This window comes from Tardiphaga sp. 215_C5_N2_1 (genome assembly GCF_052076055.1).
Lineage (GTDB): Bacteria > Pseudomonadota > Alphaproteobacteria > Rhizobiales > Xanthobacteraceae > Tardiphaga > Tardiphaga robiniae.
Window position 1 is genome coordinate 3085932 of record NZ_CP197240.1, and the last position, 18485, is coordinate 3104416.

Here is an 18485-nt window from a genome sequence, read left to right on the forward strand (position 1 = left end):
TGGAGCGGAACCAAATCAACCACTTCTGTTTACATAATCCAAGTGCGATATCCCAATCGATTTCCTGTCTGTTCCCGATATTGAGGCTTCCGTGCACCTTCGATCTGGCCGATGGGCATTAGCCGAGGAGCGTCAATTGATCGCGTCGATCGAGGGGAATACGTCGGCTGCCGGAGCTCCTGTATCTGTTGTTTTCGTTCAGCTTAAGGCGCCGCAGCTTTGGTTTTAGAGGCCGTCAAGCAACGCCCTGACCTTTTCTGCAAGATCGTTGATTGTATAAGGCTTTGAGATGAGATGCGTACCCGCATCCAGAACGCCATTATGGACTATGGCGTTTCGCGTATAGCCCGTGGTGAACAAAATCTTGGCGTCGGGCAACAGCGGTTGGAGGACTTTTGCGAGCTCACTGCCTGTCATTTCGGGCATCACAACGTCCGTGAAAACCAAATCGGGCCGTGAGCCGTTCTCAATGAGGTGAATGGCTTCTCGCGCGCTTGCAGCTTCTATGACCGAATAGCCAAGTTCTCGAAGCGTCTCGACAGAGATCGCTCGCACGCGTTCTTCGTCCTCAACCACCAGGACCAGCTCTTGATGCTGCCCCACGTCTGCGCGCACCGCGCCAGTCGAAGCATCGGTCGTAACCTCGCCGTAGAAACGCGGCAGGTAGATTTTTACGGTGGTGCCAACATCAAGTTCCGAATAAATCTTCACATGACCGCCCGACTGACGCACGAAGCCGTATACTTGACTAAGGCCAAGGCCCGTGCCTTTTCCGACTTCTTTGGTCGTGTAGAACGGATCAAAAACTTTGCTCAGCACATCGCTGTTGATACCGGTACCGCTGTCGGTCACTGCGATGAGAACGAACTGTCCCGGTTCAATTGAGTATTGTCGGGCATACGCCGCATCCACAGACGCGTTCATCGTTTCGATCGTGAGTTTTCCTCCTTGAGGCATCGCGTCCCGCGCATTGACCGCGAGGTTGAGTAAAGCGCTCTCAAGTTGAGCCGGATCGGCTTGGACGTTCCACACCCCCGCTGCGAGCACTGTCTCGATTGCAATGGTCTCGCCCAGCGACCGATCGAGAAGCTCGCTCATACCCGCGATCATACGATTCACTACGATGACTTCTGGAGCTAAGGGCTGCAGGCGGGAGAAAGCCAGCAAGCGCTGGGTTAAGGTAGCGGCCCGGTTAGCGCCGTCCAAGGCTCCGTCAATGAAGCGGGTGATGTCAATGTCACCCTTTGCCAGCTTCCGGCGGGCTAGATTCAAGCCTCCGATGATCACGGCGAGCATGTTGTTAAAGTCGTGAGCTATCCCGCCAGTCAATTGGCCAACCGCCTCCATCTTTTGGGCCTGTCGCAGCTGCTCCTCCGCCTTCGAACGTTCGGCAATCTCTGTGGCCACGCGCTGCTCGAGATCGATATTGAGCGCCTGCAGCTCCGCCTCGGCCCGTTTTCGCTCGGCGAGCTCCCTTTCGACAGCCGCAAACAGCCTCGCATTGTCGATGGCCGTCGCCGCGTGTCCCGCAATCCCCAAGAGAGCAGCCTCATGCTCTTCTTGGAACTTGCCGATTTCCTGATGGCCGAAGAACAGCCCCCCCAAAACGTCACCGGTGCGTGAGATGACCGGTACCGCAAGGTACGAGCGCACCGGAAGGTGGCCTTCGGGCATTCCTTTGCGGGGAGCGTTCTTGCCGTATCGCGGGTCGGCGAGGATGTTTTCTGATCGTACAACCGCCGTGCCAAGAAACGTCGGCTCAAACACTGCTGTATTCCGCGGCATCGGAAAATTCGCGAATGCAGACCGGGGCGCGCCGGAGAGCGCGTAGAGCATGTAGCTCTCGCCCTCGGGCGAGAGAACATTGTAGAAGAACGCGCCAAATTCCGCACCGCAGAGCTCCAGGCCGGCATCCGTAACGGTCTGGACGATGGTCTCGAGATTGCGTTCCCTGGCGACGGTTGCCCCCGTGTCATTCAAGATCCTGAGATGTCGTTCGGATTTCTTGCGCGCCGTGATATCAATGACAGTGCCAACAAAGCGCACTGCGTTGTGATTGACGAATATTGCGTCACCCGTTGCGGCGAGCCATCGTTCGATCCGGTCCTCGATTCCAATCGTCCGATACTCGATGCGATATGCAGCCGAGGAGGAGGGGTCCAAGGTGTTGGTCACCGCGCGATGAACGCGTTCGCGATCGTCAGGATGCAGCCCCGCAAGAAACGATTTTTCATATGAAATCTCGGCTTCGGATGAAAGGCCAAACAGAGCTTTGCATCTCGCGTCCCAGCGAAGGACGTTATTTACCGGGTCAAAGTCCCACGTTCCGATACCGGCTGCGTTGTTAGCTAGGCTGAGGCGTTCTGCGGCTTCTCGCGCGGCTTCTTCTGAACGGACTCGCTCGATATGAGCCCACGACCTTTCGGTAACCTCCGCAAGCAGGGCCAGCTCGCCAGCCGCCCAGCGATGGGCGGCCTGATGATGTATTGCCATCAATGCCGTTAAGCGGTCCTCTTTCACGAAGGGCATGCAAATAGTGGATCCGATCCCAATATCTTGGAAGGTTCGGGCTTCTTCCGGCTCCAATTCTTCAAGATTGTCATTGATGATCAGCGGTCGGCCGTTACCCAGCTCCTGAACAGCTTTTCTGCCGAAGTCAGCAAGGCTGTAGTGACCTAAGATGTGTTTCGCGCCAGGTGCTGCCCAGTCGCCGCGAATAGTAAAGCCATCCTGATCTTCATCCATGTCGGCATAGGCGCAGTTAGACACATTGAGGTGCTGGCCTAGCATCCGGGTCGTGACTGATAGAATCTCGTCGGCCCTCCGGCACTTCGCAGTTTCTTTGCCGAGGTCATCCAGAAAGACAAGACGGGCTTCATTCGCCCGAATAGTTGCCTCTGCCCTACGCCGTTCTACCGCAGTCCGGGTCCGGTCAGCGACCTCCCGCATGAGGTCAAGTTCGGCGTCTGACCATTCTCGTGCTTCGGCATTGTTGAGATAGAGCAATGCCACCACGCCGTTTGGCTCAAGGATGGGCATGTTCACCAAGGCGCGTGCCGAAATAAGCTCAAGGGCCTTCGCCTGATGTCCTACCCGACCATCTTTTTCGGCGTCGGCGAACACCACGGTTACGCCGCGCTTCAAGTCCTCAATGTAGCTGCCGTAATCCCGGAATTGCAGAACCCCAGCCAGGCTTTTTATGCCCGGCGCATTCCAGTCCCGGCTTATCGTAATGGTTTCAGCGGAAAGGTCGATCGTGCCGTAACCCGCGCGGCTGACACCGAGAGCCCGCCCCAAGGTCTCCGCGGCGGAGTACGCAAGATCGTCAGGGTCTGATATCTGGCGGATATGATCGCCCAATGCGGATAGCACATCACTGCGCAGCCCCGAAGCCATCATTGCCGTCATGCGAAGGCCTCAGCTGGCGGCAGCTGTACAAGGTCGCGACGACTCGAAGCGTTTCGAACGGGACTGAGAAAAAGGCTCACGTGACCCCATAAATTCAATAAAATTCGGAATTTGGTCAATTCGTTGCCGGCCGTCAGGTTCCAATTATCCGTTTGGCCAGGTTAGCTGACCGCCGCGATTGCCAAATATTCAGCTGATAGGGTTTGCGGCTGTCAGAGAGTTGAGGAGTCCGTTCATCCCAGACAAGGAATGCGTTCATACCGCTTGGGCATCGGATGGCATTGCCGTCGAAGAAGGAAAGCCAGTGGTGAAACGCCCCCGTCGGCGCTAGGAGCCCGCCGCATCTGGCGGGATCAGTCGTCTCGACCGCGATCGGCTAATCGCCCCTTACTAGGCGTCATGGATCGACGTAAGCTTAGTGGTCGCCTCCTTCACTCCTTTCTGTTTGAGACGGCGATCAGCGATGTAGAGCGGTCGACTGGGCGGTCAAGAATTCGCCCGCGCGGAAGCCAAAAAAATTTGCCCCACCCCCCTTGAAACTTTCCGCCAGTTTTTTTTATTTTAGGTGCGCTGGACGCCAGAGGTTGGGTCCAGCGTGAGGCGGACGCCGGGGGTGTCCGGCGCCCGCTCATACCCATCTTGCTCATTGGAGGATTTGGCTATGAAGAATTACGACTTTGCTCCGCTTTGGCGCTCAAGCATTGGCTTCGACCGCCTGTTTGACCTCGTGGATGCCGCTCAGCGCGCGAACGAGGACAGTTTCCCCCCATACAATATCGAACGTGTCGGGGATGACCGATACCTCATCTCGCTTGCTCTGGCGGGTTTTTCGCCGGACGAGATCAGCTTGACGGCAGAGCAGAACGTTCTGACGGTCGAGGGCCGCAAAGGCGAACAGAAGCGCGACTTCCTGTTCCAGGGCATTTCTGGTCGCGCGTTCAAGCGGCAATTCAACCTCGCCGACCATGTCCAGGTAACCGGCGCGACTTTCGAGAACGGCCTTCTGCAGATCAACCTGATCCGCGAGATTCCCGAGGCCATGAAGCCGCGAAAGATCGCCATCAACGCAGGTCCGCGCTCAAACGTCGAGCAACTTGAAGCCAAGGCGGCCTGACGCCTATTCGATCACTTCGTGCAATCGTTCCGCGATGGCTTCGGCCGTCGCGGATTTGCGCGACATTTGGCATGGCGCGTTGATCACTCGCGAAATCGACAGGAGGCAGGGATGACCCAGTTCGCACTTCCAGCCTTGGCCGCTGGAGAAGGCCTTACAAACTATCTCACCGCGATCAAGCAGTTTCCTCTCCTCAAACCTGAAGAGGAGCTCGCCTACGCCAGGCGCTTACGCGAACACGGCGACAGGAACGCTGCCTATCATCTTGTGACCAGCCATCTCCGGCTGGTCGCCAAATTGGCGATGCGCTATCGCGGCTATGGGCTGCCCATCGCTGATGTCATTTCGGAAGGCAACATCGGCCTGATGCAAGCCGTGAAGCGATTTGATCCGTCTAAAGGTTTCAAGCTTGCGACCTACGCCACCTGGTGGATCAAGGCAACGATCCAAGATTACATCCTGCGGTCGTGGTCGATCGTCCAGATTAGCGCCAAGTCCACCCAAAAGCGGCTGTTCTTTAACCTGCGTCGCTTGAAGAGCAAGATCGCAGCGGTCGAAGAAGGCGATATGCAGCCCGACCACGTAGCAACGATAGCGCGCCGCTTGAATGTGCCTGAACGCGAGGTCATTGAGATGAACCGGCGGTTCCTCGGAGACATGTCGCTCAATGCGGCTTCACGAGTGGACGAAGAAGAAGGCGCTGAGTGGCAGGAGCGCTTGGCCGACCCAACGTCGAATTTTGAAGACGACGTCGCGGAACGCAGCGAACTTAACTGGAGGCGGCAGATCCTCGGGCAAGCGCTCGCCCATCTGAAACCGAGAGAGCAGCGTATCATCGAAGCACGATGGCTGTCGGATACCCCTCTTACACTTGACGACCTGGCCGCAGAACTGGGCGTGTCACGCGAGCGTGTGCGGCAGGTGGAAGTCAGGGCACTCGAAAAGGCCCGGGCGTATGCAGCTTTGCTGGCCGGAGACATGGGCGCGAAGTAATTCGATCCGAGCGGGCTCGACGGGGGCGACATTAGCTTTCCAAGCGCTCCACCCATTGGGAGATGGTGAGCGCAATTTCCGCCACTACGTCCTGGTCGGTCCGTCCGCTGCGGGCCGGGATATGAAAGCCGTGATCGGCGCCATCGATTAGGTGAGAGGTTGCCCTCGATCTCAGTCCCTTGCAAACTTGGCGAAGGAGCACGGGCTCCGCCAACTTATCACGCGTTCCCTGGATGAAGAGCATGGGGATCCGAATGCCTGCAAGGTGTTCGGCCCTTGTGATCGAAGGTTTACCGGTCGGATGTAGGGGGAAACCGACAAAGGCCAGCCCGCGCACATCTTCGATCGGATCTTCTGCTTGCGCCTGCGAGGTCATGCGCCCGCCGAATGACTTGCCACCCGCGATAATAGGCATGCCGCGGCATCGACGGCGGGCGTCCGCCACGGCCAATCGTATGGCCGCATGCGCAACAGCCGGAGTGTCGGGGCGTTTGCTGCCCTTCTCCATGAACGGGAACTGGAAGCGCAAGGTCGCGATGCCATGGCCATAAAGCTTTGCAGCGACATCTTCCATGAACGGGTGCGTCATGCCTGCGCCTGCACCGTGGGCGAAGACGAAACAGGCTTGCGCGTTCCGCGGGTTCATCAGGAGGGCTGAAAGCGCGAGCGCGTCCTTGCTCTTCAGCGTCAGGGGCGTTACGCGCGGCAGCCGGGTGTTCATTTCGCTGTCGAGCGCTCGCCGAATCGCTCCTCCTCCAAGCCGAAGACCGAGCGACCGCCGAGCGCGGAGGATGCCTGTAATTCGCCATCCACGAAATCCTCGAAGGACGGACCGCTTGCCGTTTGTTCGAGGCGGCGAGCCTGGTCGTCGAGCCGTTTCAGAGTCTGCATCTCCTCGTCTCGGCCGAGCTTGGCGTTCTGGACGGCTGTCTTCAGCACGCGGATGGTCTCGTCGTAGACCTTGATCGGCACCGGGTACGGGTGACGATCCTTGCCTCCATGGGCGAGTGAAAACCGCGCCGGGTCGCGGAAGCGGTACGGCGCGCCATGGACGACCTCGGCCACCATCGCAAGCGAGCGGACCGTCCGTGCGCCGACGCCCGGCGTGAGCAGTAGCTCGGGAAAGTCGAGCGGCCCGCGCTCGGAAGCCGCGGCGAGCGTGCCATGAAGGCGCCGGGTGAACACATCGCTCGAGCGGACATCGTGATGCGCCGGCATGACGAGATGCGGCAGGAGGGGCTGGGCAGGCGCGCTGCCAGTCAGCGCCGCGAACTCGTCGACGATGCCGTCGGGCCCCAAAGCCATCAGCAGGTCCAGTTGCGCTGTTCGGGAAGGCGCGGCGCGCCCATCCGTCAGATTGACGACGTTTCCTTGAAACGGACCATCGATGGCGCTGTGCGGTTCATCGACGAAACTCGTCAGGTTCTCGGAATGCCAATGATAGCGACGGGCCTGTTTCTTGTCGCCGTTCATGCCCTGCTGGACCACCGTCCATTTGCCCTCGTCGGTGACGAAGAAGCCGTGCAGGTAGAGATCGAAGCCATCCTGGACCGCTGCGCTATCGACCTTGGCGACGAGACGGCTCGCGCGCGTCAGGGCGGCCCCGTCGAATCCGATGCGGTCGCCGAGCGCGTGAAGTTCGTCAGGAGTTTTCCGCGAATGCTGGCCCCGACCTCCGCAGACGTGGATGCCGAGTTCGTCCTGCAGCGGACCTAGGCCGCGCTTGAGAGCACCGATGACGCTGGTCGTGATCCCGGACGAATGCCAGTCCATTCCCATCACGGCACCGAAGGATTGAAACCAGAACGGATGGGACAGCCGCCGCAAAAATTCGTCGCGACCGTAATGGTGGACGATCGCCTGGGTGACGATGGCACCGAGCGCTGACATGCGCGAGGCCAGCCATGGCGGAACCCGTCCACCATGCAAAGGAAGATCGGCGCTGCCGGTCCGTTTCGCCATTCGTCCTCGATATCCGATTCTTTGCCATTTAGGGGCTACGCTCGACCATCGTCCGGAAGGTGATGGAGTAGCGTTTGGCTTCGACGGCCGGAATGCTGTGTTCCCATACCGACCGCGCCTCGCCGGACATCATGTAGATCGAACGAGACTTCGCTTCGAGGGTGAAACGCTCGAACTTGGTCGAAGCGGGCCTGCGAAATCCGAACTTGCATATCGCGCCCAGCGACAGGCCGAAGATCCGGTCGAAGTGCGGCTTGTCCCTGTGCCAACCGATCCCGACGCCGACGTCGTATTCGGTGCAGAGGACTTGCTGTATTCGCGTACTGGGTCCACCGAAAGTCTCGACGCGATGTGAGACATCGGAGAGCCATTGAGGAATTGGCTCGGCTTCAACGAGGTGGCGTGCCGTATAGTCGTAGCTGAACCCGAAGGAGGCTACGCGACGCTTGCCCTCATACTGGCCGAACTGAAACGGCTGGAGGGGCAAGTCGGCCACTTGGGCTATAAGGTCGAGCGCTTCCGCTGCCGAAACGAAGTCTTCGGCATACCGGAGTCCATCGGGACCTGGCGTGTTTTCCGCAAACAAACTGAATTGGTCGGACAGTGGATTCTACCAAGGCTGTGGATCTACGACCTACTTATGGAGCCGCAGCGCAAAGTCAAAGGTCAGGGGGATCCCGCACATCATAACCAACCAAATAAGAACGGGGCGTACGCGATCGCGAGGAGAATAAGCGCCAGTGGAAAAGCCGTTGCAATGAAGATTGTATCCATGTTGCGAGGCTGCATGGTTACGAAACCGAACAATCTGAGTTCCGTTCCAATTCCCGCCTCAGTCGCCGCCCTTCTTGGCCCGACGTAGCGCGGCGCCCAGCTTCTCCCGTTGCTGCTCCCAGCGCCGTCGTTCGGCCTCCGTGCGATTGTCGATTTCGTCGCGTTCCGCCTGTATCGCGGCATCTCTCGCGTCGTGCTCCTGTTCAGCGGCATCAAAGGCTACTTGTGCGCTTGCAACCTGCGCTGCTTTCCGGTCTCGCTCCTTGATCCTGGCTCGCTCTTCCTTGCGCTGGTCGGCTTCGCGTTTCCGCTGCTGTTTGTCGAAGATGGCCGCGGCTCTACGTGCTTCCGCGTTGTCGACTTTGGTCGCTTTGGCCTGAGGAGCCACCCGCTTCCGCGGAATTGACACTTTCTTGCCGGCCGCAAGGCCTTTCGGAAGTTCGCTCGTCTCCTTGAACGCGCCATTGGTGCCGACTGCTCTCCGCAAAACGATGCCGGGATGCGCGATTGTTGCCGAGACGATTGCAGGGTCGTCGGTCTCCTCGGCGAAGCCCTGGTGAAACAGGTTGCTGTCGGCGCCCCAGATCTCGAGCGCGGCCTTCATGGACGGCGCGGCAACGGCCAGGTCGAAAAAGCCGATCGATGTCTGGTAGGTCTTGAGCTTCCGGGCCATCACTCGCAGGCCGGACAGGTGTCCGCTAGGCCATCGAGTACTTTCTCGATGGCTTTCACCCGTTGCTCCTTGTTCTTACCGGAGAACTTTCGATGTTCGGCGATCGATCTTGCATAATCCACGGCATGGTGGCTGTGACGAAGGCGCAGATAGCCGTGATCCGGACAGGGCGCGATGGCGTGGGCCTCAAGGAGGATATCCGTCGCCCATATGGATAGAGTCTCGGCGTCGTTCGTGTTCTTCGACATAGTCGCGTCTCTCTAGGGAATTTCGTCCCGAGAATGGGATTTGGCGTTGACCGGAAATCAGACATGCCGTTTCGGTGTTTTGACATTCGAGAATGTTGTCATCGTCGGGCACGGCTTGAAAACAGCTAAGCTATTCTTGAGTTCCTTCTCGGTCGGAAAGGCATTCACCATGCCTTGCGTCAGAGCTTCCGCCACCAATCGGCGATACCGGCGGTCGCCGGACTTTCGAAGGCGTGTTCTAAAGCCTCGGGTCGATGGAACCAGACAGCGAGTTGAGCGATTGCAAGTAGCTATCCACCGCGGCCAAAGGGCGTAGGTCGTTGCTACAAAATGGGCTCTATAGCATTGCGTTCAATGCCGGTCTCGGTGGGTCCGGAGGTGCCGGCGTCGTCGTGCTCTGTGACGGCGTTTTGCTTGGGGGCGATTCTTCTCTGCTGTACAAAGGCGCTTACTCGCAACGAGACGGGAAGTTCGAAGCGACTGTGCGGACATCGCGTCACGCCAACGAAATCCCGTCCCTGTTCGGGCTGGACGAGGCGACGCTGAGCTTCGCCGGGACCATCATTCGTGGAGACGCACGCGGCTTCGGCGCTTCCCCTCAGGTGCCAGACATCAGGTTGGAGGTCCATCTCAAGTTCAGGGCGCCCATCTGAGGGATTGTTTAGGTCTGGTTTTGGCTGCACGCCAACAGGAAATCCAGAGCCGACATAGCATCTAGATATCGCAATTTCACACGGCCGTTCAACCCAACGGCCTCGTTAACTAATGTCTGATCCGGCACCCGCTTGAAGCCCATTGCCCAGTTCGGAAACAGTCGATCACCATATGCAAGGCCGCGCTGGAGCAAGCTGATATCTCGATGCCGCGGATCGACGCTGATGCGGCTGTAAACTTCGATTACATTATCCGGCTCTCCCTCAAGCACCTGAAGAAAGTCGCCGTCCGAATGGACAAGCATGCCTGTTATATGCGCCGCATCATTCCGGGCCCTTGCCTTTTGCAGTAGCTCGGAAAGATCCCCGGATGAAAATGGCTCATTTGCAGTGCTAAGATACAAAATTCGAAACACGAACGACCTCCATACCCGTCAACGCCGGGTTCCAAAAAGAGTTCAATCGTGCCGTAGACGATCACGCCTCCCCTGACCGGCCGCGCCCCTGAGCTCACCGGAACAGGTGTCATCAAGTTTGACGGTTGGCCCGCCGACTTGTCCATGACCACGGCGGCTTCAATGCCCGCATCACCCCATTTTACGGTACGATCCCGGTGACGTTGCGATAAGCCATGTCTGGCGCCGGCTTCTTCAGAAAGACGGGAGTAAGTTGATCGGGTCTCTAACCGATTGAGGCTTCCAGAAATTTGGCCGTGCGGCTTTCGGCGTTGCGCGCAACATGTTGCGGTTCGCCAGCGGTCACGACGGATCCGCCCTCATTGCCTGCGCCGGGGCCCATATCGATTACCCAATCACTTTCGGCGACCACTGCCATATCGTGTTCGACGACGACCACCGTGTTACCGGCATCCACCAGGCCTTGAAGCTGCAGCATTAGCTTTTCGATGTCTGAGGGATGCAATCCAGTCGTCGGCTCATCCAGTACATATAGTGCCGCCCCCCGCTGAGCTCGTTGCAATTCGGTAGCGAGCTTGATCCGTTGGGCTTCGCCGCCACTGAGTTCCGTTGCGGACTGACCGAGTTTGATATAACCGAGGCCGACCTCTCGAATGACACCGAGCGAACGTGCGAGTAGCGCATCTTTCTCGAAAAACGCGAGCGCATCGTCCACCGTCATGCCCAACACGTCGGCAATGGATTTGTCCCGGATCTTGATTTCCAACGTCTTCGCGTTGTAGCGCGACCCGTGACAGGTCGGACATGGCGCGTAGACTGACGGGAGGAAAAGCAATTCGACGGTGACGAAGCCTTCCCCCTGACAGGTTTCGCAACGTCCTTTGGCGACATTGAAAGAAAAGCGGCCGGCATCATAGTGCCGTGTCTTGGCCTGCTTCGTGGCCGCGAACAGCTTTCTGACGTGATCGAAAAGCCCTGTATAGGTGGCGAGATTCGACCGCGGGGTGCGCCCGATCGGCTTTTGATCGACGACAACGAGACGTTTTACGTGCTCCATGCCCCCGACGATGTTGCCGCCAAGCGTTTGAATGGCGGTTTCCAGAAGGTCTCCTTCGTCCGGAGCGCCCCGGTCCTCTTCGCCGCTCTTGTGCCCCAATATTTCCCCAACCTTCTCGACCAGAAATTGAGTGATCAAGCTGGACTTGCCCGACCCCGAGATGCCGGTCACCGCGGTAAACACACCGACAGGAATGTCGACGTCGAGGTCGTTGAGATTGTTGCGGGTGACACCGCGAAGTTGTAGCTGACCTCGCGGGAGACGGCGCGTGCGGTCGATGGCCGTCGCGTTTCCGAACAGATGGCGCCTTGTTTGAGACGCCTCGACGCCGGCAAGTCCTTTAGGGATACCGCTGTAAAGCACCTCGCCCCCGTGAACGCCCGCGGCGGGGCCGACATCGACTATCCAGTCCGCGTGGCGGACGACATCCAATTCATGTTCGACGACGAAAAGCGAATTGCCTGCTGCCTTGAGCCGGTCCAGCGCTCGCAGGAGAGCTTCGGTGTCGGCTGGATGAAGCCCAGCGGAGGGCTCATCCAGAACATACACCACGCCAAACAGGTTCGACCTGACTTGGGTCGCCAGCCGGAGCCGCTGCAATTCGCCGGGGGACAGTGTCGGCGTGCTACGCTCGAGGGCGAGATATCCCAGGCCGAGATCGAGCAGAACCGCCAATCTCCCGTTCAGATCTTCCAGGATGCGCTGGACCACGAGAGCTTTTTCCGGATGGTCTTTGGGCGTATGAGCTTTGCCTTCGAGATACGGCACGATCAATTCGCGAACGCCCCTTAAAGGAAGCTCAGACAGTTCCGCAATATCCAAGCCTGCGAATTTGACCGAGAGAGCTTCGGGCTTAAGCCGTTTTCCCCGACATACCGGGCAACGGCCGCTCAGCATGAATTGCGAAACCCGCCTCTTCATCATCGCGCTCTGCGTTGTTGCGAACGTCTGCAAGACGTATTTGCGCGCGCCGGTGAAGGTGCCGTGATAACTCGGCTCTTCCTTGCGTTTGAGGGCTCGCCTCACCTCAGCTGGCGTGTAGCCTGCATATACCGGGACGGTGGGCTGTTCCTCGGTAAAGAGTATCCAGTCGCGGGTCTTCTTCGGCAGTTTGCGCCAGGGCGTGTCTACGTCATGACCGAGAGTTACCAGGATGTCCCTCAGATTTTGTCCCTGCCAGGCACTCGGCCAAGCCGCCACGGCTCGCTCCCGTATGGTGAGCTTGTCATCGGGGACCATCGAGGCCTCGGTAATATCGTGGATCCGACCGATTCCGTGACAGTGAGGACAAGCTCCTTCGGGAGTGTTGGGCGAAAATGACTCGGCATAGAGCAGTGGTTGTCCACGCGGGTAGTCGCCGGCGCGCGAATACAGCATGCGCAGCAGGTTCGACAATGTGGTCACGCTGCCGACCGACGAGCGTGTCGTCGGAGATCCGCGTTGCTGCTGTAAAGCCACGGCTGGTGGTAGACCTTCGATTTCGTCCACCTCAGGAATGGACATCTGATTGAACAATCTTCTCGCGTAAGGGGACACCGACTCAAGATAACGCCGCTGCGCCTCGGCATAGAGCGTGCCGAAGGCCAGCGAGGACTTGCCCGATCCCGACACCCCTGTAAAAACGACAAGTGCATTGCGGGGAATGTCGACGTCGATATTCTTCAGATTGTGCTCGCGAGCTCCGCGAACACGCACGAAGCCCTCATCGACGGCCGAGTCGGCACCGTACGAACCACCTCTTCCTGCGTGCATCTTGCCCTTCCGCGCAAATTGGCGTGTGATATCAACCGCAGATGAAACTTTGGCGGACGAGTTCCGTTCCCCACACGGAGCTTCCGGCCGGTAGCATTGTTTGTCATAGCGACTACATACTTCATCGCCCCGGAGTTGATCCTTATTCAAGCCTTTGCAATTGGTCGGGCGCGGCCATCCTGCGCGCCATCGTGGTCGATCGGTTGCTGGCGCCATTCCGCTTTAACCGACTGAGGCTTCTTCTTCGCCCCTTTCGAAAACATCGCCTTTGACGCCAGCTAATTCGCACCTGCGAGAAGCGAGTCCGGTAGTGGATAATAGGAGGAAGAATTCGCAGAGGTTAAGGCCTTCGATCGACGCCTTAGTCGTCAGCGTGGCTCCGTATGTCGATACATCCCTCATGACGCATGAGCGGCGCCACGAACCATCGATCGCCGTCATTTGGACGTAGACACCGCGCTCGAAACGAACGCTGCCGAAACTGGTAGCGGTCTTAGGAGCACTGGAGGCTCTATCTCCTCAGGATATTGAGCACCACTAACCCAAATACGGACGGGGAAAAAACATAAACGTCAGACCCGGCGGAGCTTCTCCATTTAAAAATTAGGCGACGCGAGCCACCAGACGGATTTGGCCGGAGCGGCCTATCGCGTGGTGAAATAGAAGTCCTCGCTCCCCGACAGCGAGCCCTATGAACGGCGGCTTTGCGCCAGAAGCGGACGGTTGCGGAGCGGCCAACAAACATTGTTCAGCTGACGGAGTTGGCGCGCGTTTGGCCAACGGCACGGAACACACGTTGGCTTGTGGAAGTTAGGATCCAATCACACCTTTGAGTCCGGTATAAAGAGACCCAGCCACGCCGGCACCTGCGCCGAGCAGTGGTCCCGCGGTCTGCGCAAACTCCTGAATCAATCTTGCACGACGTCTCATCTGCTCTCCGCCAACGTGCTCTCCGAGCAGGCGGGCAGCCTTAAAGGCAATGGCATTGGGTTTGCCACCCTGCGCCAATGTGTTCGGCAAAATTCGAAAAATAACCATCCCGAGGACATTGCCGGACAGGAATGCCAAACTGATGCTGGCTACATATTCTCCGACCTCACGCCACTCGACGACCGATGCCGGGACAATCGGCACGCTGTCGTTGATTCCGGTAACAACCAACATGCACCCTACACTCAGGATGGCCGTGATCAACCCCACCAGCCAAGCGCCGAGTGGCCCAAGCTTATTGAAGGGCATCGAAGCAATTCCGAACAGCAACGGGATCACGATCGATGCAAGACGCAGATATAGCGGTGCAACATTGAGGACGATGGTGATTACAATGTGGGCGGCTACAAGTAACACGGCTGGCAGCAGTACATAGACCGCAAAGTGAATTACGTAGTAGCGGAGCGGACTGGTCAGCCGCGCCAGCGCAACCTCGGCCCGATCCAGCGCGTGCGTTAGATTGTCGATTTCACTGACAAGGTCCTGGACCTCGAGCAGGATCGGACGGACGAAACGCAGGTCACGCGAGCAGTTCTTGCACGCGATGGCTTCATCCCTGATTGTCTCTGTGCAGAACGGGCATTCCATAAGACGCCTCAGCCCTTCCGCTTCGCACGGATGGACGCGATCTCGGTTCTGATCCGGGAAAGTTTAGCCACTGCTGCATCACGCTTGGCAATCAGGTCCTTGCGTTCCCTCGCCAGTGCTTCGGGAACGGCGATGTCTCTGGAACACCAGCCACAGACCAGTACGAGATCGCTGTTCTCTCGAAGACAGTACGGACAAATGATTGCCATCGCGTCAGCGCGCGACCTTGAGGACGAAACTCGTGCTGCCGGGGCGCCCATCAGAATCCTTGAGATCCACGCGCAGCATGTGCTCGCCGGGAGGTAGAGACGCATCCGGCATATCGATGCCAGCCGGTTGAACGAACACCTTCAACCGTTCCGTCAAGTCCACATTCGGCGTACGAAGATAAATGACCTTTACGGAGGTAACATCGATCGTCGCTCCACCAAATGACAGGAACTTGAGCTGAAAGTGAGTCGGCGATTGGATGTTATCGCTGCCGGAAAGGAGCTCGATCTTCGGGCCACGCGTGACACCGCGCCGATCGACGACCACTGCACCTTTCGGCGGCGGCAAGGAGGCCTCCTCTTGTGTGATTAATACCCCCGCGGCCCGCGACGGCACGGATTGACACAGCACGATCAGGCAGGCGAACGTAAAGCAAATTCCTATACGACGTCGCATCATTCCCCCCAACGCGATCTATAAACTTATCTGGTGCCCCCATCCCCTATAATGGAGTAGGGCGCCCAGAATAACGGATGTGCGTAAGCGAACTCTGTCTTTCCATCGGCATTCAGATAGCCGGGTCCGTCAGCCAAAGCCATCATGGCCTGACGCTGAGCTTCGCCGCGTGCCAGCTTTGGATCGTCGGCCTGCCGCTTAAACAGATCTGTCATCAACTCTCGCGCGGACTGTGAATGCACCGACCAGTTGGTGACCAGAAGAGCGCGGGTGCCCGCGTAAAAGAACGCCCGGCCAAGGCCCGAGGCGGCTTCTGCGCCGGCGCCGGCGCCCGCACCGGTGTTGCAGGCCGAAAGAATGACCCAGTCCGCGTCGAGTTTGAGACCGAGTATCTCCTCCATCGTCAATAGGCCGTCGCCCTCTTCACCGGTCACAGTCGGCGAGGACAATGCAAGCGCCGGCTGGGTCAGCCCATTCAATTCGCCAGGCACGAGGCCATGCGTTGCAAACGCGATAATCTTGAAGCCGGACAGATTTATCGACTTAACGGCTTTCTCCGTCGCTCCCTTGCCTAGATTCAAGACTTTCGACGGGTCGGCCCGCAGCGCCAAGGCGATCGAGCGCAATTCGTCGGCCGTATCCGGAAGCCGCGGCAACAAGCCAAGCTCCGCGCTATCCACGCCGTCAAGCTTCGGACTGTTGCGCCGCTTCAGCGGCACACCGCGCATGGTATTGGCGTCGGCGGCATCGGCGATTCGTATTTTTGCATCGATCTGCTCGGCCTCGGCCTGCTGCTCGGTGTTGAAATACGGATCTCCGAACGCGATTATCTCGCTACGGTCGGACTTGCCGGGCGGTAGCTGCCGCAAAGTGCGCAATGCGGCTGCGGACGGAACCATGGCGACCGCATGGGTGCGCGCCAGCCAGGGCACATCCCTGTAGCTCGCAAACAGAACCTCCTCATTCTTCTTGATCACCGACGGCTGCGTCGGCAGTAGTGAGAGTGGCAGCAGACCCAGCGCGCCGTTGGTGACGACGATCAGTTTCCTGGCCGGCTTCCAGCCGGCTTCTACGGGCTTAAGGAGCGACGAATACAGGTCATATCCCAATGCCACATCGAAAGCGGGAATATCGGAAATCATAGCCGCCTGCGGCTCGAGCGCTTCGCGCAACTGAGCTACCTTGGTCTGGACATCCGCTGCATTGGACCCGATTGAAGCAAAGGCAACCGCACCGGTCTTCGGAACCGCCCAGACGAAACTCGCGTCCTGACCAAAGTAAAATGATAGCATCGCCTCGTCGGGCGCCAGCGTATCGCGAATCTCGTCCACGGATGGCGCTCTTGGCGCGACCAGATCTGCATAAGCCGGAAAAAGCCGATTGATCTCTTGTCGCGCCGTGGTCCGCGCGCTGCGCAGATTGGCGATCGACACATTCAGCGTCTGCACGCCCTTCTCATCTCGCTCAGCCGATGACAAGGACAACACATTGTTCAGCGTACCGATTTGCGCATTGATCTGTTTCGACAGATCCTGCTCCTTGCGCACCAGCTCGGCCAGCGCGGGATCCTTGACTGAACTACGCGCGCTCGAAGCCGCCAAGGCCTGCTGCACCGAGCTGCCACGGACGGCGTCCGCCAAGCTGAATGTTTCGACACCGATATCTGCGGACCGGCTCTTCTGCCTGGCCAACATTCTGAAATAGGCTTCTATGATCGCCTGGAAGCGTTGATTCTTGGCCGCAACGACGGTTGTGTCGTCACCGTCTGCATTCTCTCGCGACGATGCGACTAGGATTGGTATTGCGGTCTTGAATTCGCGGATAGCTTCCTCATCGCGTCCTGCTCGCATCAAGCCGATAGCAAGGGTTCCGCGCGCCGACGCCGTATCAAAATGGCTCTCGCCTACGCGTGCGATCTGCTTCTTGACCAACTGGTCAGCCGCGGAAATGCCCGCCTCGATCTGGCCCGAAGCATAGAGCGATGCGATACGCGAGCCGTTCAGTTCGAATACCTGACGCCGCATCGGCTCCCAGTTGGCGATTGCCCTGTCGATCTGGGCATAAACCGCGACGGCGTCACGGCTCTTGCGCTGCAAGTTAAGGACGCCGCCAAGCTGTGAAAGCATCTGTACGGTTTGTGGCGCTTCATCCGGAACGCCCGTCGTCTTGCCGATATCGAGTGCCACGCGCAGCAGCTTTTCGGCGTCGGAATGGCGCCCCTGTTCGACCAGGATGCCCGCAAGACCTGCAATGAAACGCGGCGTCGCGTAATGATATTTGCCTTGGTCCTTCAACCGGGACAACAGCGCGCGACGTGCATCGGATTCGGCCTCCGCAAGACGGCCCTGCCGGGCCTTCGTCCGTGCAAGACTGAGCGTGATAAAATCGATGGATTGAAGCAATGCCGACTCCGTCGGCGGATTCTCGCCACTGAGAAGGCCCTTCATGCCTGCGCGCTTGCGGGCTTCCGCAATGCGAAGCGAAGCCTCAGCCTCCTTAAACTGTCCACGTGCCTCGAAAATGGCAGCATTCCCGAGCTCGATCTCCGCCTCCCAATTCTGGCCGTAACGCGCATACGCTGCGCGCATGGAAGGATGGCCACTCGTTCGCGCCTCCTCGATCGCCGGGCGGCTGCGGCGCATGTAGCCTTCTGCCTGAACGATATCGCCCATCTGGATCAGCGAATTGGCAATCGAGCGATTAGCTGTATGTACGAACCCCTTCGCACCCGGCGTGTTCGCGGTGTCGCGCAGTAGCCGCTGATATGTTTCGAGCGCCTTCTTCGGATCGCCCGCACTGCCGTACTGGACAGCCACTAGTTGAACCAGGCGCGCCATCAGTCCGGGCGGAGCAGCACCGCGGCCCGCCTCAATCCCTTTTTCAAGATCGGAGATGGAATCCGTTAGCCGACCGAGCTGGCTTCTTGCGCCCGCACGGTCGAGATAGAACTGCGCAAGCGAGACGCGCGAAGCTCCGCCGGGAGGCTTCACGTCTGCGTCGGCCCTTAGTTGCTCGATCTTTTTCTCGTCCGGCTTCTCGGTATCGAGGATCGCCGTGATATCGGAGATCGAGCGCGGCGGTGCGACAAAGCCGACCGGCAATGCCGTTTCCGGTGCGATCTTCGGCGTGACATCGGCGGGGACGGCGACGGCGACATTGGCACGCCCGTTTGCCGCGTTCAGTCTCGACAT

General features: G+C 58.7%; 13 protein-coding genes and 1 pseudogene. 2 read left to right on the forward strand and 12 right to left on the reverse strand.

Annotation, left to right across the window (positions count from 1 at the left end):
- Nucleotides 1–225 precede the first annotated feature (225 nt).
- A complete protein-coding gene (locus tag AB7828_RS14790) occupies nt 226–3408 on the reverse strand; it encodes a GAF domain-containing protein (protein WP_439061893.1) in 3183 nt (1060 codons plus the stop codon).
- A gap of 661 nt (nt 3409–4069) precedes the next feature.
- Between AB7828_RS14790 and AB7828_RS14795 the strand changes: the two genes are divergently transcribed.
- Both AB7828_RS14795 and rpoH read left to right on the forward strand, forming a co-directional pair.
- Nucleotides 4070–4522, forward strand: coding sequence for an Hsp20 family protein (locus AB7828_RS14795; RefSeq protein ID WP_120286821.1), 453 nt, complete (start codon nt 4070–4072; stop codon nt 4520–4522).
- Nucleotides 4523–4633: 111 nt separating this feature from the next.
- Nucleotides 4634–5515 carry an RNA polymerase sigma factor RpoH gene (gene rpoH, locus AB7828_RS14800; protein ID WP_120286822.1) on the forward strand — a complete coding sequence of 294 codons (882 nt, stop codon included), beginning with the start codon at nt 4634–4636 and terminating at the stop codon, nt 5513–5515.
- Between the two features lie 31 nt (nt 5516–5546).
- Here the strand turns inward: rpoH and AB7828_RS14805 are convergent, their stop codons facing one another.
- The 11 genes and pseudogenes from AB7828_RS14805 to AB7828_RS14855 all read right to left on the reverse strand — a co-directional run bounded on the left by AB7828_RS14805 (nt 5547) and on the right by AB7828_RS14855 (nt 18485).
- A complete protein-coding gene (locus AB7828_RS14805; RefSeq protein WP_120286823.1) occupies nt 5547–6236 on the reverse strand; it encodes an alpha/beta family hydrolase in 690 nt (229 codons plus the stop codon).
- On the reverse strand, nt 6233–7477 hold the full coding sequence (locus tag AB7828_RS14810) for a DUF763 domain-containing protein (protein ID WP_120286824.1): 1245 nt from the start codon (nt 7475–7477) through the stop codon (nt 6233–6235). The genes AB7828_RS14805 and AB7828_RS14810 overlap by 4 nt, the downstream gene beginning before the upstream one ends.
- 28 nt (nt 7478–7505) lie before the next feature.
- The gene (locus AB7828_RS14815; protein WP_120286825.1) at nt 7506–8063 is read right to left on the reverse strand and encodes an alpha-ketoglutarate-dependent dioxygenase AlkB; all 558 of its coding nucleotides are present in this window, start codon (nt 8061–8063) and stop codon (nt 7506–7508) included.
- Between the two features lie 246 nt (nt 8064–8309).
- The gene (locus tag AB7828_RS14820; protein WP_120286826.1) at nt 8310–8924 is read right to left on the reverse strand and encodes a cell envelope biogenesis protein TolA; all 615 of its coding nucleotides are present in this window, start codon (nt 8922–8924) and stop codon (nt 8310–8312) included.
- Nucleotides 8924–9172, reverse strand: coding sequence for a hypothetical protein (locus AB7828_RS14825; protein ID WP_120286827.1), 249 nt, complete (start codon nt 9170–9172; stop codon nt 8924–8926). The genes AB7828_RS14820 and AB7828_RS14825 overlap by 1 nt, the downstream gene beginning before the upstream one ends.
- Nucleotides 9173–9833: 661 nt before the next feature.
- The gene (locus tag AB7828_RS14830) at nt 9834–10241 is read right to left on the reverse strand and encodes a BLUF domain-containing protein (protein ID WP_120286829.1); all 408 of its coding nucleotides are present in this window, start codon (nt 10239–10241) and stop codon (nt 9834–9836) included.
- 265 nt (nt 10242–10506) lie between these two features.
- Nucleotides 10507–13050 (reverse strand): excinuclease ABC subunit UvrA, encoded by a 2544-nt coding sequence (uvrA, locus tag AB7828_RS14835; RefSeq protein ID WP_120286830.1) that lies wholly within the window; start codon nt 13048–13050, stop codon nt 10507–10509.
- 261 nt (nt 13051–13311) lie between these two features.
- A pseudogene (locus AB7828_RS14840) lies at nt 13312–13491 on the reverse strand (PilZ domain-containing protein); the annotation flags it as partial.
- Nucleotides 13492–13860: 369 nt separating this feature from the next.
- Nucleotides 13861–14628, reverse strand: coding sequence for a hypothetical protein (locus AB7828_RS14845; RefSeq protein WP_120286831.1), 768 nt, complete (start codon nt 14626–14628; stop codon nt 13861–13863).
- Between the two features lie 213 nt (nt 14629–14841).
- Nucleotides 14842–15294 (reverse strand): hypothetical protein, encoded by a 453-nt coding sequence (locus tag AB7828_RS14850; RefSeq protein ID WP_184511667.1) that lies wholly within the window; start codon nt 15292–15294, stop codon nt 14842–14844.
- Between the two features lie 26 nt (nt 15295–15320).
- Nucleotides 15321–18485 (reverse strand): CHAT domain-containing protein, encoded by a 3165-nt coding sequence (locus AB7828_RS14855; RefSeq protein ID WP_439061894.1) that lies wholly within the window; start codon nt 18483–18485, stop codon nt 15321–15323.

Coding starts and splice junctions, on each gene's coding strand:
- AB7828_RS14790 (WP_439061893.1), bottom strand. CDS start 3,408: ATGACGGCAATGATGGCTTCGGGGCTGCGCAGTGATGTGCTATCCGCA.
- AB7828_RS14810 (WP_120286824.1), bottom strand. CDS start 7,477: ATGGCGAAACGGACCGGCAGCGCCGATCTTCCTTTGCATGGTGGACGG.
- AB7828_RS14845 (WP_120286831.1), bottom strand. CDS start 14,628: ATGGAATGCCCGTTCTGCACAGAGACAATCAGGGATGAAGCCATCGCG.
- uvrA (WP_120286830.1), bottom strand. CDS start 13,050: ATGCACGCAGGAAGAGGTGGTTCGTACGGTGCCGACTCGGCCGTCGAT.
- AB7828_RS14805 (WP_120286823.1), bottom strand. CDS start 6,236: ATGAACACCCGGCTGCCGCGCGTAACGCCCCTGACGCTGAAGAGCAAG.
- AB7828_RS14825 (WP_120286827.1), bottom strand. CDS start 9,172: ATGTCGAAGAACACGAACGACGCCGAGACTCTATCCATATGGGCGACG.
- rpoH (WP_120286822.1), top strand. CDS start 4,634: ATGACCCAGTTCGCACTTCCAGCCTTGGCCGCTGGAGAAGGCCTTACA.
- AB7828_RS14850 (WP_184511667.1), bottom strand. CDS start 15,294: ATGCGACGTCGTATAGGAATTTGCTTTACGTTCGCCTGCCTGATCGTG.
- AB7828_RS14820 (WP_120286826.1), bottom strand. CDS start 8,924: ATGGCCCGGAAGCTCAAGACCTACCAGACATCGATCGGCTTTTTCGAC.
- AB7828_RS14855 (WP_439061894.1), bottom strand. CDS start 18,485: ATGTCGAGACTGAACGCGGCAAACGGGCGTGCCAATGTCGCCGTCGCC.
- AB7828_RS14795 (WP_120286821.1), top strand. CDS start 4,070: ATGAAGAATTACGACTTTGCTCCGCTTTGGCGCTCAAGCATTGGCTTC.